This is a genomic window from Ruegeria halocynthiae, from assembly GCF_000743705.1.
Taxonomy (GTDB): Bacteria; Pseudomonadota; Alphaproteobacteria; order Rhodobacterales; family Rhodobacteraceae; genus Ruegeria; species Ruegeria halocynthiae_B.
On the sequence record NZ_JQEZ01000004.1, the window covers coordinates 71332 to 87741 of the forward strand.

General features: G+C 59.1%; 14 protein-coding genes. 5 read left to right on the plus strand and 9 right to left on the minus strand.

Translation table 11 applies throughout. The features are described 5' to 3' along the window. Positions 1-3: 3 nt before the first annotated feature. The 4 genes from JT51_RS15325 (at position 4) to JT51_RS15340 (ending at position 5353) form a co-directional block, all read left to right on the plus strand. A complete protein-coding gene (locus tag JT51_RS15325; RefSeq protein ID WP_037314630.1) occupies positions 4-1044 on the plus strand; it encodes a glycosyltransferase family 2 protein in 1041 nt (346 codons plus the stop codon). 173 nt (positions 1045-1217) lie between these two features. After that, positions 1218-2204 (plus strand): glycosyltransferase family 2 protein, encoded by a 987-nt coding sequence (locus JT51_RS15330; RefSeq protein ID WP_037314633.1) that lies wholly within the window; start codon positions 1218-1220, stop codon positions 2202-2204. After that, entirely contained in the window at positions 2201-3901 is a 1701-nt protein-coding gene (locus JT51_RS15335) for a beta-1,6-N-acetylglucosaminyltransferase (RefSeq protein WP_037314636.1), read from the plus strand. The genes JT51_RS15330 and JT51_RS15335 overlap by 4 nt, the downstream gene beginning before the upstream one ends. A 6-nt stretch (positions 3902-3907) precedes the next feature. Beyond that, positions 3908-5353, plus strand: a complete 1446-nt coding sequence (locus JT51_RS15340) for a hypothetical protein (RefSeq protein ID WP_037314639.1) — start codon at positions 3908-3910, stop codon at positions 5351-5353. Here the strand turns inward: JT51_RS15340 and JT51_RS15345 are convergent. The 8 genes from JT51_RS15345 to JT51_RS15380 form a co-directional block, all read right to left on the minus strand. After that, the gene (locus tag JT51_RS15345) at positions 5337-5855 is read right to left on the minus strand and encodes a L,D-transpeptidase family protein (RefSeq protein ID WP_037314642.1); all 519 of its coding nucleotides are present in this window, start codon (positions 5853-5855) and stop codon (positions 5337-5339) included. The two genes, JT51_RS15340 and JT51_RS15345, sit on opposite strands and share 17 nt — an antisense overlap. A 61-nt stretch (positions 5856-5916) precedes the next feature. Further along, a complete protein-coding gene (locus JT51_RS15350; protein WP_037314645.1) occupies positions 5917-6702 on the minus strand; it encodes an ion transporter in 786 nt (261 codons plus the stop codon). A gap of 20 nt (positions 6703-6722) precedes the next feature. Beyond that, complete coding sequence (locus JT51_RS15355) at positions 6723-7952, minus strand: class I SAM-dependent RNA methyltransferase (protein ID WP_037314647.1); 1230 nt, start codon at positions 7950-7952, stop codon at positions 6723-6725. Positions 7953-7991: 39 nt separating this feature from the next. Continuing rightward, positions 7992-9824, minus strand: coding sequence for an ABC transporter ATP-binding protein (locus JT51_RS15360; protein ID WP_037314650.1), 1833 nt, complete (start codon positions 9822-9824; stop codon positions 7992-7994). After that, complete coding sequence (locus JT51_RS15365) at positions 9821-11659, minus strand: ABC transporter ATP-binding protein (RefSeq protein ID WP_037314652.1); 1839 nt, start codon at positions 11657-11659, stop codon at positions 9821-9823. The genes JT51_RS15360 and JT51_RS15365 overlap by 4 nt, the downstream gene beginning before the upstream one ends. 156 nt (positions 11660-11815) lie before the next feature. Then, the gene (locus JT51_RS15370) at positions 11816-13006 is read right to left on the minus strand and encodes a CCA tRNA nucleotidyltransferase (RefSeq protein ID WP_037314654.1); all 1191 of its coding nucleotides are present in this window, start codon (positions 13004-13006) and stop codon (positions 11816-11818) included. After that, a complete protein-coding gene (locus tag JT51_RS15375; RefSeq protein WP_037314656.1) occupies positions 13003-13608 on the minus strand; it encodes a CoA pyrophosphatase in 606 nt (201 codons plus the stop codon). The genes JT51_RS15370 and JT51_RS15375 overlap by 4 nt, the downstream gene beginning before the upstream one ends. Continuing rightward, positions 13592-14569 carry an Hsp33 family molecular chaperone HslO gene (locus JT51_RS15380; RefSeq protein WP_037314658.1) on the minus strand — a complete coding sequence of 326 codons (978 nt, stop codon included), beginning with the start codon at positions 14567-14569 and terminating at the stop codon, positions 13592-13594. The genes JT51_RS15375 and JT51_RS15380 overlap by 17 nt, the downstream gene beginning before the upstream one ends. 76 nt (positions 14570-14645) lie before the next feature. On the opposite strand from JT51_RS15380, the gene JT51_RS15385 reads away from it, so the two are divergent. Continuing rightward, positions 14646-15089, plus strand: a complete 444-nt coding sequence (locus JT51_RS15385) for an NUDIX hydrolase (RefSeq protein WP_037314659.1) — start codon at positions 14646-14648, stop codon at positions 15087-15089. Here JT51_RS15385 and JT51_RS15390 read toward each other — a convergent pair. Next, positions 15086-16357 carry a PP2C family protein-serine/threonine phosphatase gene (locus JT51_RS15390; RefSeq protein WP_037314662.1) on the minus strand — a complete coding sequence of 424 codons (1272 nt, stop codon included), beginning with the start codon at positions 16355-16357 and terminating at the stop codon, positions 15086-15088. The genes JT51_RS15385 and JT51_RS15390 overlap by 4 nt on opposite strands. Positions 16358-16410: the final 53 nt, after the last annotated feature.

Sequence of the window (16410 nt, forward strand, 5' to 3'; positions counted from 1 at the left end):
CTGGTGACCGATTTCGCAGCCGACAACCTTCCACCCATCGGATGGGTGCAAAAGTATCGGTTGCGCCTGAAACGGCGACGGCTGCTGTGGCGATCTTTTCGCAGCCGCCGTCAACTGTCCTGCCTGAACGATCAAACTGCGCAGATCAAGCCCGGCGCGATCCTGGCCTTTACCACACTGCGCAACGAAATCACCCGCCTGCCGTGGTTTTTTCGCCATTACCGGGCGCTGGGGGTGGATCATTTCCTGATTGTCGACAACGGCAGTGATGATGGGTCTGCCGAATTTCTGCGTGATCAGCCGGATGTGTCGCTTTGGCAGACCCGCGCCAGCTATCGCGCCGCACGATATGGGCTGGATTGGCTGACATGGCTGCAAATGCGCCATGGGCACGGCCACTGGACCCTGATGGTCGACGCTGATGAGCTGCTGATCTATCCCGACCATGACAGCCGGTCCCTGCAGGACCTGACCACAGCGCTGGATCAGCAAGGCCGCGTAGCATTTGGTGCGCTGATGCTGGATCTTTACCCCAAAGGTCCGCTGGGTGCGCAGGCCTACGACCCCGAAACGGACCCGACCACGGTTCTGGGCTGGTTCGACCCTGGTCCTTATCGGGTTCAACGGCAAAGCCCGCTGGGGAATCTCTGGGTGCAGGGCGGCGCGCGTGACCGCATGTTCTTTGCCGACCAATCCCGACATTCACCCACGTTGAACAAAATCCCACTGGTGCGGTGGTCGCGGCGCTATGCTTATGTAAATTCATGTCATTCCGCCCTACCCCGGCAACTGAACGCGGCCTATGACGGGCCGGGTGGCACGACCCCATCGGGCGTATTGCTGCACACAAAGTTCCTGCCCGAAGTGGTCAGAAAATCCACAACTGAGAAATCGCGGCGTCAGCATTTTCACGATCCCGACCAATTTGAGACATATTACGATGCAATCACTGACCGCCCCGATATGTGGACCACGGAATCTGTGCAGTACAGCGGCTGGTTGCCATTGCAGCAGTTGGGATTGATGGGCAAAATCGACTGGTGAAAACACAAAAACAACGCATCGGACTAACGACTTTTAAAGGCGTTGCCTTGAAACATGCAAAGATGGCATAAAACCGCATTTGCCCGGCACCACTCTGGATTATCCAGCTCCCGGGCATGCTCGCGTAAACAAGAAGGTTGAGCGCTCGCGTGAGCCTGTTGGATTCATACCGGATGAGATTGCGGCGCAAGCGCCGTCTGATGCGTTGCCTGCGCAAACGGCGGGAACTGCTGTCAATCGCCGACAACACCGCCAATATCCAACGCCAGGATATCCTGTTGATTAGCGTGATCCGGAACGAGAAGATCCGCCTGCCCTATTTTCTGGAGTACTACCGCAGGCTGGGGGTCAATCATTTCCTGTTCGTTGATAACGACAGCGACGACGACACATTGGACTATCTGGCACACCAGCCGGATGTTTCAGTCTGGCTGGCCAAGACAAGTTACAAGCGGGCTGGGTTTGGTCTTGATTGGTCGAACTACCTGTTGCGCAAATACGCCCACGGACATTGGGCTCTGACAGTCGACCCCGATGAATTCTTTATCTACCCGTTCTGCGACACCCGGCCCATTCGGGCATTGACCGATTGGCTGAACGGGTGCGGTGTGCGCAGTTTCGGCACAATGCTGATCGACATGTACCCGCGGGGAACTGTGGATGCTGAACCCTATGACGAAGGGCGCGATCCTTTCGAAATTGCCAGTTGGTTCGATGCCGGAAACTATATGATCACAAAGAATCCGGAATATCGAAACCTGTGGATTCAAGGCGGCCCACGCGCGCGGGTATTTTTCCCGGAAAACCCCTCCAGGGCACCCGCGCTGAACAAAATCTCGCTGGTGAAATGGGATAGGCGCTATGCCTATGTCAGTTCGACCCATTCATTGCTGCCGCGCGGGCTGAACCAGGTCTATGACGAATGGGGCGGCGAAAAGACCAGCGGCGCGCTGTTGCATGCCAAACTGATCGATATCCTGGGCGACAAAGCCCAAGAGGAGCTTGCGCGCGGCCAACATTACGGCAAATCCAACGAATACCGTGCCTATGCCGAAAAGTTGGGCCACAATCCCGTTTTCTGGTGCGATCAATCCGAAAAATACATCAATTGGCGACAGCTTGAGATTCTGGGTCTCATGTCCAAGGGAAACTGGGCATGAACCGCCTTGGCATCGTCATGCTGGTCCACACCGCATTGCACCGGGCGGAACAGGTCGCACGTCACTGGACGGCCTCGGGGTGCCCGGTGGTGATCCACGTGGATCAAAAGATTACAAACCAGGTGTATTCCAAATTTGTCTCGGCTTGCTCAGACGATCCGCTGATCCGGTTTTCGGACAGGCATGTGTGCGAATGGGGCGGCTGGGGCATCGTGGCGGCAACGCAAACCGCAGCTGCGCTAATGCTTGAAACATTCCCCGATGTGCGTCACGTGTATCTGTCCTCAGGATCGTGCCTGCCCTTGCGACCGGTGCAAGAACTGATTGAGTATCTGTCCGACCGCCCCCGCGTCGATTTCATCGAAAGCGCGACCACCGCCGATGTCAGCTGGACCATTGGGGGATTGGATCAGGAACGGTTCACCCTGCAGTTTCCGTTTTCGTGGCGCAATCATCGCAAGCTGTTTGATACTTACGTGAAATTGCAACGCGCCCTGAGAATACGCCGCCGCATCCCCGAAGGGCTGACGCCGCATATGGGCAGCCAATGGTGGTGCCTGACCCGGCAGACCCTGTCAGCCATCCTTCAGGACCCCAAGCGAAAGACCTATGACCGATATTTCCGGCGGGTCTGGATTCCGGATGAAAGCTACTTTCAGACGCTGACGCGGCTCTATTCGACTCATATCGAAAGCCGGTCTTTGACGCTGTCCAAGTTCGATTTTCAGGGTCGCCCGCACATCTTCTACGATGATCACCTTCAATTGCTGCGCCGGTCCGACTGTTTCGTGGCCCGCAAGATCTGGCCGCAGGCAGATCGGCTGTATCAGTCCTTTCTGACCGATCAGGCGAGCGCCATGAAACCTGCCGAACCGAACCCCGGCAAGATCGACCGTATTTTTTCAAAGGCGGTCGAGCGGCGAACCCGGGGGCGCGACGGCCTGTATATGCAAAGCCGCTTTCCGCGCCACGGCAGCGAAAATGGCCTGACCTCATTTCCCTATTCGGTCTTCCAGGGCTTTACCGAACTGTTCGAGGATTTCGAACCGTGGCTGGCGGACGCCACAGGGGCGCGGGTCCATGGGCATCTGTTCGCCCCAGATCGCGCAGAATTCGCCGGTGGCGACACGATCATCAACGGCGTGCTTAGTGATTGCGCGACGCTGCGCGACTATAATCCCACTGCTTTTGTCTCGAACCTGATTTGGAACACGCGGGGCCAGCGGCAATGTTTCCAGTTCGGGCCTGCGGACACACAGGACATCAATTGGTTCCTGGCGCGCGACAAGAACGCAAGGCTGTCCGTGATCACAGGTGCCTGGGCCATTCCCCTGTTCCGGTCGAACATGAACTTCGCCGATATTCGGATCGAGGCAGCGCGCCTGCAGCGGATCGAAACCAAACAGCTGGATATTCTGACGTCTGTCTGGACCAAAGCACAGGTTCGAACCTGGTCCCTGGCCGAGTTCATCGAATCCCCGATGGAGCCGCTGCAATCCATGATCGAAGAAATCGGGTTTAATCATCAAAGCCACCTGACCGAAGCGCCGAAAATGGTGGAGTTATCCGGGTTCGGGCAATTCCTGCAAAACCTCAAGAACCAGGGCATGCACCCCTATTTGATGGGTGATTTCCCACCTGACGATGTGTTTGGCGCACAGATCAAACCGTTCCGGAAACCCTATCTTGTACAATAACTTCTCATGACCACAGAATTCGACTATTTCATCGTCCTCGCCGCCATGCGCACCGGCTCGAACCTGCTTGAGGCCAACCTGAACGCGTTGGAGGGCGTCGCCTGCCATGGTGAGGCCTTTAACCCGCATTTCATCGGTCGCCTCAAATCCGACGATCTGCTGGGGGTTTCGATCGCGGAACGCGACAATGATCCGTCCCGGTTGATTCAGGCAATACGCGCGGCCCCGGGTGATCTGAACGGGTTTCGGTTTTTTCAGGGCCATGATCCCCGTGTGTTAGAGCCTGCTTTGGCCGATCCTCGCTGTGCCAAGATCATTCTGACGCGCAATCCGCTGGACAGCTATGTGTCGTTGAAAATCGCGCGGGAAACCAAGCAATGGCAGTTGAAGAACATCAAACGTCGACGCGAGGCGCAGATTGAATTCGACGCCCACGAATTCGAGGCGTATCTGGAACAGCAACAGCAGTTCCAATTGCTGCTGCTGCACAGCCTTCAGTCGTCGGGGCAGACAGGGTTTTACATCTCATACGACGATCTGAACCGTCTGGACACGCTGAATGGGCTGGCCGAATGGCTGGGCGTACCGGCGCGGCTGTCCTCGCTTGACGATACGCTAAAGCCGCAGAATCCCGAACCCGCGCTGTCCAAAGTGACAAACCCCGACGAGATGGAGCAGGCGCTGTCACGGATCGACAGCTTCAATCTGCACCGCACGCCAAATCTGGAACCCCGGCGCGGACCGGCAGTTGGCAGCTATGTCGCGGCCGCCAAAACGCCACTGATTTATATGCCTCTGCGCGGTGGCGCCGAGGGGCCGGTGACCCGGTGGCTGGCTGATCTGGACGCTGTCAGTACAGATAAGCTGTCGACCAATCAGAACCGCAAACAGATGCGGAACTGGCTTCGCGACCACCCCGGACATAAGAAATTCACGGTGCTACGCCATCCTCTGGCGCGGGCGCATACGGCGTTCTGCACCTATATTCTAAGCACGGAACCCGGCGCTTACCTCAAGATCCGCAATATGCTGCGCAACAGGTTCAAACTGCCGATCCCCGGACAACTGCGCAAAGACAATTACCCGGTCGAACAGCATTATGAGGCGTTTTCTGCCTTTTTGGTGTTTCTACGCCAGAATCTGGCCGGTCAAACGCCGGTCCGGGTGGATGGAGTCTGGTCCAGTCAAGCGCAGGTGCTTGAGGGGATGTCCGGCTTTGCGATGCCCGATCTGATCCTGCACGAAGAAGAAGCCGCAACAGCCCTTAGGGATCTGGCACATCGGCTGGGGCATGACGCGCCGCCCGCTTTGGGCAAGGTCGCGCCAGACACCTCGTATACGCTGAGCGACATTTACGACGAAAAGCTGGAGGCGCTGGCCGCCGAGGCGTATCAGCGCGACTATTTGCAGTTTGGGTTCGGGGATTGGAATCCGCTTACGGGCGCACCGTGATCAGCGTGCCCCGGTTCACCATCGCATAGATCTCTTCTATCTCTTCGTTCTTGACGGCGATACAACCTGCGGTCCAGTCCGGCGTCTTTTTGGCGCGCTTCACCTCTGACCGCGATTTCGGTTCACCATGAATGAAGATGTCACCACCTGGGTCGACACCGGCCGCCTTGGCCTGGGCGATATCCTGCGAGTTCGGGTAGGAAATTCCCAACGACAGGTGATACCGGCTGTTGGGGTTGCGACGGTCGATCAGATAGCTGCCCTCGGGCGTGCGGCCATCACCGCGCTTGGTCTTGGTGCCATTCGGCGCAAAACCCAGTTTGACCGAGTATTCCTTGAGAATTCGCTCGTTATGCAGAAGGTAAAGCTTCCGCGCGCCTTTGTTGATGACCATCGAGGTCACCTCGGGGCCTTCGTAAGTCAGAAATCTGGGGCTGGCTGAGGCACATGCCGAAACGCTCAGCGTTGCCATGGCACCCAATCCAAATGCTCGACGATCCATGTTCACTGCCTGCTACTGCTCTTTTTTTTAGCTATTATGCCAGAAATCCGAAAAACTGAAATCACTTTTTGATGTATTGTGGATCCGTCAGACGGCGCTCGATCGACTCGAGCCGCTCCAGCACCTCGTCGCGGTAGGCGTCGGTTTTCACCTCATCCTCGGCATGGTGCGCGTCCTGCATCGAGTTCACGATCAGACCGACCAGCAGGTTCACCACCGCAAAGGTGGTGACCATGATGAAGGGCACAAAGAACAGCCAGGCATAGGGGTACACCTCCATCACGGGGCGCACGATGCCCATGGACCAGCTTTCCAGCGTCATGATCTGAAACAGCGTATAGGCCGATAGGCCCAGATCGCCGAACCAATCAGGGAACGTGCCCGAGAACAGCTTGGTCGAGATCACCGCGCCAATATAGAACAGGATCGCCATCAACAGGAACACGCTGGCCATACCCGGCAAGGCCGAGATAAAGCCCTCGACCACCCGGCGCAGACGCGGCGCAACCGAAATGACGCGCAACACCCGCAGAATACGCAGCGCCCGCAACACCGAAAGACCGGCCCCACCGGGCACCAAAGCGATGCCGACAATCACGAAATCGAAAATATTCCAGCCATTTGTGAAAAACCGGCGCCCATTGGCCACCAGTTTCATCCCGATCTCAGCCACGAAGATGGTCAGGCAAAGGCTGTCCAGCGTTACGATCAGGGGGCCGATGCTGTCCATCAGGGTTGGCGATGTCTCCATCCCCAGCAAAACGGCGTTGAAAATGATGACACCGGTGATGAAGCGCCCAAACGAGGGGCTTTCGATGATGGCCAGCAGGCGCTGAGTGAACCCCATTCTGATACTCTCCTGTCTGCTCATGATGCGGGCTCCAGCACAAACCGCGCGGCAAGTTCCGTGTGTGACGACCACCGAAATTGGTCGACCACCTGGACCCATTCAAGGGTGTAGCCTGCATTAACCAGTGTTTTTGCATCCCGCGCAAAGGTGACCGGATTGCACGAGACATAGGCGATCACCGGGCGCAGCGCCTTGGCCAATTCAGCCACCTGCGCCTCGGCCCCGGCGCGGGGCGGGTCCAGCACAACGGCGTCAAAAGATTTCAGCTCATCCGGCATCAAGGGGCGGCGGAACAGATCGCGCGCCTCGGGCGTGACCCGTTTCAGGCCCTGCGCCCGCCGCCAGCCCTGATCCAGCGCCTGCGTCATGGCAGCTTCGCCCTCAACCGCGTGAACCTCTGCGGATTGAGCCAGCGGCAGCGAGAAGGTTCCGCTGCCGGCAAACAGATCGGCAACGCGCCTGGCACCCTGTGTTGCCTGCAAAACTGCCTGTAACAGAGCCTGTTCTCCGTCCTTCGTCGCCTGCAGGAACGCACCCGGAGGCGGCACAACCCCGGCCAGACCAAAGCGTTGAACCGGAGGTTGACGCATGGCGATCACCTCTCCGTCCCAGCTAAGCCGGGCAAGGCCGTGTTGTTCAGTTGCCTGCCCAAGGGTCAGCTCCAGCGGGCCGTCCAGTGGTTTGCCGCCTGTGACGGCCACATCCAAACCACCTTCGGACAGAGTCAACGTCACCGCCAGCACGCCCTTGCGGCTGCCGCCCAATAGGGCCAGCGCCTCGGCCACCGGGATGGCGGCGATCAGGGCGGGGTCCAGCAGGTGGCAATCGGGGATTTCAGTGATTGTATCCGACGCACGCCCGTGAAACCCGGCCAGGGTGCCCTTTTTCGTCCGCCGCACGGCGATGGTTGCCCGGCGGCGCGAACGTTCGGGCGAGGTGTGGATCGGCCGCATCTGCGCCTTTAGCCCCTGCGCAGCCAGCGCGTTGCGCACCACATCGACCTTCCAATCGGCAACAAAATCATCCGCGGCGTGCTGCAACTGGCAACCGCCGCAGGCCTTATAGTGACGGCAAGGGGCCTTGATCCGCTGATCCGAAGGCGTCTCGACCCGGATATCGCTTAGAAACTGGCCCAGTAACGTCCCGCTGACCACCTCACCCGGCAGGGTGCGCGGCGCATAGACAGGGCCATCGGCGATGCCGTCGCCCTGATGGCCCAGACGGGTTATGGTGAACTGCTGCGTCATGACGCGCCTGATACCCGGGGTTGGCCTGCAACAAAACCCTTATTCCGCTGCTTCGGCCTGAATGAACCCGCCGGACTGACGATGCCAGAACCGCGCATAAAGCCCGGCCTGCTCTAGCAGCGCGTCATGGGTGCCGGATTCAACCACCCGCCCCTGATCCAACACGATGATCCGATCCATCTCGCTTAGCGTCGATAAGCGATGCGCAATCGCCAGCACGGTCTTGCCCTGCATGACCCGGTGCAGCGCCGTCTGGATTGAGGCCTCGACCTCGGAATCCAGCGCCGAAGTCGCCTCATCCAAGACCAGAACCGGCGCGTCCTTTAGGATGGCGCGGGCCAAGGCAATCCTCTGCCGCTGTCCACCGCTGAGCTTCACGCCCCGCTCACCCAGATGCGCGTCATAACCCGTGCGGCCATGGGCATCCTGCAGGCTGAGGATAAAGTCATGCGCTTCGGCCTTTTTGGCTGCCGCGATCAGGTCGCCTTTGGACGCATCGGGACGGCCGTACAGTATATTTTCGCGCGCGGATCGGTTGAACATCGCGGTTTCCTGCGTGACCATGCCGATCTGCTGGCGCAGGCTGTCCTGCGTCACCTTCGACACATCCTGCCCATCAATGCGGATCGCGCCTTTTTCACCGTCATAGAGCCGTAAAAGCAGCGATACGAGGGTGGATTTTCCGGCCCCGGATGCCCCCACGATACCCAACTTTTCACCCGGTTTAACGGTAAGCGTCAGGTCGGTAACGCCGCCAATGTCACGCCCATAGGCAAAGCTGACCTTGTCAAAGGTGATCTGACCATCGGTCACGTTCAGGCTGGTGGCATCGCTTGCATCTTCGACCCGATCCCGCGAGGTCAGCGTCTTCATGCCGTTCTCGATCTCGCCGACATTTGCGTAAAGACCCATCAGTGTGAAGCTGACCCAGCCGGTCATCTGTGCGATGCGGATCGACACCGCACCCGCCGCCACGATATCGCCCGCCGTGGCAGATCCGACCTGCCACAACCACAAGGTCGCACCCAACAGCAGAACTGGCAGAACCCCGGCCAGCGTCATCAGAAAGAACCGAAAGCTGGCCGACAGCTTGCCAAATTCCAGCGACTTTTCCCGCAGATCGACCATCGAATTCCGCGCGGCCTGATCCTCGAATTCGGAATGGGCGAACAGCTTGACTGTCTTGATGTTGGTGATTGTGTCAACCACTTGCCCGGACACCATTGCCCGCGCCCCCGCCCGTGCCGCCGAGCGTTTGCGAACACGCGGCAAATACCAGCGGATCAGCAGGAAATATACCACCAACCAAGCCGCAAAGGGCAGCATGACCAGCGGATGAATAGAGCCTAACAAAAGCAAAGACCCCACAAGGGATGCCATCGCAAAAACGATCGCACTGATTGTCTCGGACACAACCGAGGTCAGTGCATTCGACGTCTGCATCTGTTTCTGCGCGATACGTCCGGCGAAATCGTCATCGAAGAAGGTAACCGATTGCCCCAGCGTCCAGCGGTTCAGCTTGGCCAACACCAGCGGCGTGATGTTGGGCATGACGACATAGTTGTTCGATACCGAGGACAGGCCAAACAGTACCGGGCGCAGCAGCATGAAAAAAGCCACCGCCCCAAAGATCATCCACATATTGCTGGCCGTAAAGAACCCCGCAGGCCCGCTGGATGTTGCAAGATCGACCACCAGCCCCAGAATCCAGGCCGTCCCGGCCTCTAGCGCGCCAGCCGTGGCCGAAAAGAACGCGGCGACGAACAGCATGGGCCATGCACCCGACAAGCACCACCGAATGAACGCCCCCAGCGTTTGCGGCGGGGGCGATTCGATGTTCTTGAACGGGTTGATGAGGTCGGCAATCCTCATTCTGCGGCCTCCGGGTTCAGGAAACCCCCAGATTGCCGCGCCCAGAACTGGGCGTAAACCCCGCCCAGGGCCAACAGCTCGGAATGGCCGCCCTGCTCAACGATCCGGCCGCCATCCATGACAAGAATACGGTCCATCTGCGCAATGGTGCTTAGGCGGTGGGCAATGGCGATCACCGTCTTACCCTGCATCATACCGTAGAGGGTGTCCTGAATTGACGCTTCAACCTCGGAATCCAGGGCAGATGTTGCCTCATCCAACAACAGGATTGGCGCGTCCTTCAGGATCACCCGCGCCAGGGTCACCCGCTGCCGCTGACCACCGCTGAGCTTTACGCCGCGCTCGCCCACTTGTGCATCATATCCCGTCCGCCCCTGCGGATCTTGCAGGTCAAGGATGAAGTCATGCGCCTCGGCTTGTTTGGCGGCGGCAGTCATCTGTTCTTCGGTGGCGTCTGGTCGGCCATACAGGATGTTGTCACGCACCGAACGGTGCAGCAACGCACTGTCCTGCTGCACCATACCGATATGACTGCGCAGGCTGTCTTGCGTGACCTTTGCAATGTTCTGATCATCAATCAGGATTGCCCCGTTTTCGACGTCGTAGAACCGCAAAAGCAGCTTGACCAAGGTTGATTTCCCGGCACCCGATCGCCCGATCAAACCAATCTTTTCACCCGGATGGATGGTCAGGTTGACGTGATCCAGACCGCCGGTCTTGCGTCCATAATGATGCGACAGGTCGCGGATTTCGATCTGACCGCTGGTCAGCTGCAACGGCTTGGCATCCGGTGCGTCCAGCAGGTCGATCGGTTGGGCAATGGTCTGCATCCCCTCCGCCACCACACCAAGCTGGCGAAAGAAACTGGTCAGCGCCCACATGATCCAACCGGTCATCGCGTTCAGCCGCAGGGTCAGGGCAGTGGCCGCCGCCACGACGCCCACGGACGCGCTGCCTTGCATCCACAGCGCAATGGCCCAACCGACAACGCCAATGATCAGGACCCCGTTCAAGGTGACCAGAACCACATCCATGACGGTGAAAATCCGCATCTCGGCCTGAAACGTCCGGCGCGTTTCCTTGATGGCTTCGCGGGCGTAATCCAGTTCCTGGGTGTCATGGGCAAACATCTTGACCGAGTGGATGTTGGTATAGCTGTCGACCACCCGCCCCGTCACGGTCGAACGCGCATCAGAGGCCGCCTGCGACGCAGGGCCCACGCGTTTCACCGTCCAATGAACCAGAAAGCCATAGAACACAAACCAGATCAGCAGGGGCAACAGCAATCGCGCATCGGCCGCAATCAGCAAGATCGCGGCCCCGATCAGATAGGCCAGCGAAAACGAAATCGCGTCAAAGACCTGAAACACCACCTCGCCCGCAGCGGGCGGGGTTTGCATGATCCGGTTGGCGATACGTCCGGCAAAGTCATTTTCGAACCAGCCAACTGACTGGCGCAACACATGTTTATGCGCTCGCCATCGGATCAGCGTGCCAAAGTTCGGCAAAATGGTGTTGTTCAGCAGCAACACGTCAAACACATGCAGCAACGGGCGCAAAAACAGAATAAACGCGGCCACCAGCAACAGTTCGGTTCCGTGGGTCTGCCAGACCTCGGTAGGCGATCCGCCCAGCAGGTCGACGACACGACCCATGTAGTAGATCAGGCCAACCTCGACCGCGGCAACAATGACGGACAAAAGCCCGGCCCAGACAAACACCCGAAAGAACGGCCTGGAATAATCCAGCATGAAGGGCCACAGCCGCGTGGGCGGTGCGTCGGCTTCTTTATAGGCGACAAAAGGATCTACGAGGTTTTCGAAATAGCGAAACATGGAGAGTGCTCCGATTGAGCAGAAAATTGGAAAATACGAAGAAAGATGGCGTCAGAACACCACCCCAACGGGTCAAGCGTTCCGCGCGTTAGCTGAACCAGATCCCGTAATACATTCGCATTCCTCCATCCATGTGACAGGCGCAAGTAAGCATAATCAAATTGACTTGTCATCCCCTTTTGAGACTTCGATCGAGTTGCTTAGCAGATCTTGGCGGTTCAAAGTGAAGCCGGATGCGATCCAGCGCGCCTCAAGCTCGGCCAGTTTCTTGCCCAGCGCAGGGCCAGTAAACTCGGGGATCAAATCCGTCGCCCTGATCGGAAAATCAGCGGCGGCCCCATCGCGCAACGCCTGTTGCATGTCCTGTGACCAGGGCTGTTCAAAAAAGGCACAGCGCAACAACGCTTCGTGCTGCCCATCCTCTTCGCCATAGCGAAAGCCCAATTCGGCAATCGTGGCCGTGCCGGATGCTTCCTCGCGCATTCGCGTCAGGCGCTGCAACTGCGCCCGGCTGAGGCGCAGGGTCTTGGCCATCGCGGGTGTTGCAATCGCTGCCAGACGGCGGATCGGATCAGGATCGGCCCCGGCCTGCTGCTCCAACGCGACCAGCGGCGCCAGCGACCGGTCATCGGCCCCCGGCAACACCTGCGCCAGCACACCAGCCTGACGCATCGCCGCAACAGATGGCGCAGGATCAGGTGCACCAAGCAGTTTCAGCACCTCGGCCCCGACCCTTTCCCGCGACAGGCCCGCCAGACCGTCCAGATTACCCGCAATCGCCGCCAGCGCATCCGGGTCAAACCCCGCATCAGGGTTGCCATACCAGGCGTGAAACCGGAAATAGCGTAGCGAGCGCAGGTAATCCTCACGAATGCGATTCTGGGCGGTGCCAATGAAACGCACACGCCGCGCCCGCAGGTCCGGCAATCCGTTCAGCGGGTCCAGAAGGCCACCATCAGGACGCGCATAGATCGCGTTCATGGTAAAGTCGCGGCGCGCAGCATCCTCTTCCACCCGGTTGGAAAAGGCCACAACAGCCCGACGACCATCGGTTTCCACATCACGGCGAAAGGTGGTGATTTCATGCGGGATGCCACCACTGACCACGGTAACGGTGCCGTGGTCAATCCCGGTTGGGATGGCCTTCAGCCCGGCCGCCTGCGCCAGCTCCATCACCCGCTCTGGCAAGGCGTCGGTGGCGATATCAATATCCGATACCGGCGCGCCCAACAGCGCGTTGCGCACGCAGCCGCCCACGAACAGGGCCTGCGCGCCCGCCGATGTCAGGGCCGCGCAGACCTTTTGTGTCGCCGGATCAGAAACCCAGGCCTCGGTTACTTGCGTCATTCACTCACCCGTGCGGACAATCCCCGCAACATTCGGGCCGTCGCCCCCCAAATGTAATAGGGGCCATAAGGCACCGTGAAATAATATCGTTTCTGACCACGCCAACGGCGCGATTCAACGACATAATTCGCGGGGTCCAGCACATGTGCAAGCGGAACCGAAAACACCTCATCCACTTCGCCGGGCTCAGAGGTGATCCGAAACGGTGCGCGCAAGATCGCCACCACCGGCGTCACGGTGAACGAGGTCACCGTTTCATGGGCGGGCAGATGCCCAAGGATTTCGGGCATCTCCGGGGGCAATCCGATCTCTTCCTGCGCCTCACGCAGGGCAGTGGCGGTAACATCCACGTCCCCTTCATCCTGCTTGCCGCCGGGAAAGGCGATCTGGCCGGGGTGGTGTTTCAGGGCCGAGGATCGTTTTGTCAGGATCAGGCGCGGTGTGTCGCCAAACACCGTGATCGGAACCAACACGCCAGCGGGACGCAGTTTGCGCCCTTCGGGCAGAACGGCTTCGGGATTCAAATCGAAATCGCTGGACCCGTTGCCGGGGCGACACAAGGCCGCCCGCAAGCTTTCTGTCGGATCAAGCTCCGTCAGCATCGAAACCGACTGTTCCGGGATCCAACACGTAATGCGCGCCGCAGAACTGGCAATCCGCCGTGACATCACCCTCGGGTGTAGTCATCTTTTCGATATCCTTGGCCGAATAGATCGACAGGCTTTGGCGCACGCGATCTTCGGAACAGGTGCAGCCGAATTGCACGGGTTGCGCGTCATAAACCCGCGGCTGTTCCTCATGAAACAGCCGGATCAGCAGGTCAGTCGGGGCAATCGACGGGCCGATCAGTTCCAAATCGTCGACCGTGTCCAGCAGGATATTGACGCGGCCCCAGTTCTCACCTTCTTCGCCGTCAACCAGATCATTGGCGCTCAGAATCTCGCCCTCACCTTCGCCGCTGGCCACAAAGGGCGAGGCTTTGGGCATGTGCTGCAACATGATCCCGCCCGCACGCCAGTGTTCCTCGACGCTCGGTTCGATCGATTTGCCAAAGCTCAGCGAGAACCGGGTCGGCAGCTGTTCGGACTGCGCGAAATAAGCCTCGGCGCAGGCGCTCAGCGATCCGCCGGAAAGGGGGGTGATCCCCTGATAGGGCTGCGTGCCCTCACCCTGATCAATCATGATGGCGAAATATCCCTCGCCCACCTGATCGAACGGCGCACCATCGGTCAGGCGATCCCGGTCGTAACTGGCATAGGCCCGGATGCGGGCCGGTTCGCCTTCTTTCGTTGGGGCGAAATAATCGGTCGCGATCATCCGCACAGCGCCCTTGGACTGAACCTGCAACGACAGCTTCCAGCGCAGCGCGACGGTCTGGCCGATCAACGCGGTCAGCAGGGCCATTTCGGCCACCAGAGCCTCGACTTTTTCGGGATAGTCGTGCTGTTTCAGGATGCCGTCCAGCACACCGTCCAGACGGGCCACGCGGCCGCGCATATCCGATACATCAAGTTGAAAGGGTAGGACGGTGTCGTCCCACGCGATTTTCGTTCCAAGAGACATGGGGTTTCCTTACACGCCACAGGTTGGCATACCGCCAGCATATAGGTCGAACAATTTGGGTTGTAAGGGGCCATACATGATCAGACGGTTCGGTGAAACCCCCGAGGCCGGGCGGAAATACACACGACGCGTCGGCGTTTATGCACTGCTGCCCCGTGGCAGGCATCTGTTGCTGACCTGTCAGACAGAACCCGGACCCGATCTGCAACTGCCCGGCGGCGGAATTGATCCGGGCGAATCACCCACCTGCGCCCTGCACCGCGAAGTGTTCGAGGAAACCGGCTGGCTTGTGGCAACCCCGCGCCGGGTCGGTGCGTTTCGGCGGTTCACCTATATGCCCGAATACGACCTATGGGCCGAGAAAGTATGCCTGATCTACCGCGCGCGCCCTGTGCGCCGCATCGGCCCGCCCTCGGAACCGTTTCACGAGGCCTTGTGGATGGACAGCGCAGACGCCGTGCAAATGTTGGGCAATGACGGGGATCGCCACTTTGCCAACCAGCATCTGCAAGGGCTTTAGGGGCCGTTGTATTCAAAAAACACTGCTGAAACGTCGTCATCCATACCGCTGCCCGGCGCCATCGCCTGCGTCAGCCGCCAGAACATGTCATCCAGAAATTCGGTACCGCAACGCCCGGGCGCGCAGTCAACCGCCATCTGGCGCAGACCGTCTTCTTCCAGCAGGCCGCCACCCGCCAGGCTGCATTCGGTGAAGCCATCCGAATACAGCAGCAGCCTGTCGCCGGGATTCATATATGTGTCGATCTGCTGAAAGCTGGCCTCGGGCAGTAATCCGATGGGCAACCCACCCTCACCCAGAAATTCGGTACTGCCGTCGTGGCGCAGCAACAAAGGATGCGGGTGCCCGGCCTGAACCATTTTCAGATGCCCGTTGCGCAGGTCGATGATGGCGTAGACCATGGTGAAATATTCTTCGATCCCGGTATCCGCCATCAGGCGGGAGTTGAGCGTTTCGGCCACCTGCTCGGGCGGTAATAGCGCGTAGAACTTATCGAACCGCTTTTCCATCGCCACGTTCTGCTCAAAGTGGTTGCTGGACAGATACCCGCCCAACCGCGCCGTCATCATCGCCGAAGTGATGCCATGGCCCGACACATCAATGCTGTAGAACCCCAGCCGGTTGACCCCGGGTGAAAACATCCCCACCAGATCACCGCCAATATGACCGCAGGGTTTAAGCAACATGCTGACCCGCGATTTGCCAAACTCGCGCGTGAGTTCCGGAACCAGCGATTCCTGAATTTTGCGGGCCTGGATCAAGTCCTTGTCGATGGCGTCATGCGCCACACGCAGTTCCTCCAGTGCGGATTCGATCAAGCGGTTCTTTTCAGACAGCTCACGCTGCATATCCAGAATGCGCGCCCCGGCCGAGATACGCGCGCGCAGCTCATCCGCCTCAAGCGGTTTGATCAGGAAATCGTCGGCCCCCGCATCCAGGCCGCGCGCCACCTCTTGCTTTTCGCTTTTCGAGGTCAGCAGGATGAAATAGCTGTATTGATCACTGTCCAGCGCCCGGAACGCGCGGCAGAATTCCAGACCACTCATCCCCGGCATGACCCAATCGCTGAGAACAAGATCCGGCTGATCCGTGGCGCACATCGCAATCGCTGTATCGCCGCTGTCGGCCTCAAGCACCTGAAACCCCCATTTTTTCAGCGACGCCACCAGAATCCGCCGTTGCAGGCGACTGTCATCCACGACCAGCACCTTTTGGATCGCGCCAAAATCCAGCTCTGCCCTGGCCTCTGCCTGACTGCCCTCTGCCACCTGAACCCTCTGCACTGCGACCTACTCGGAACGCTGCGACCCTAGCGCGGGCC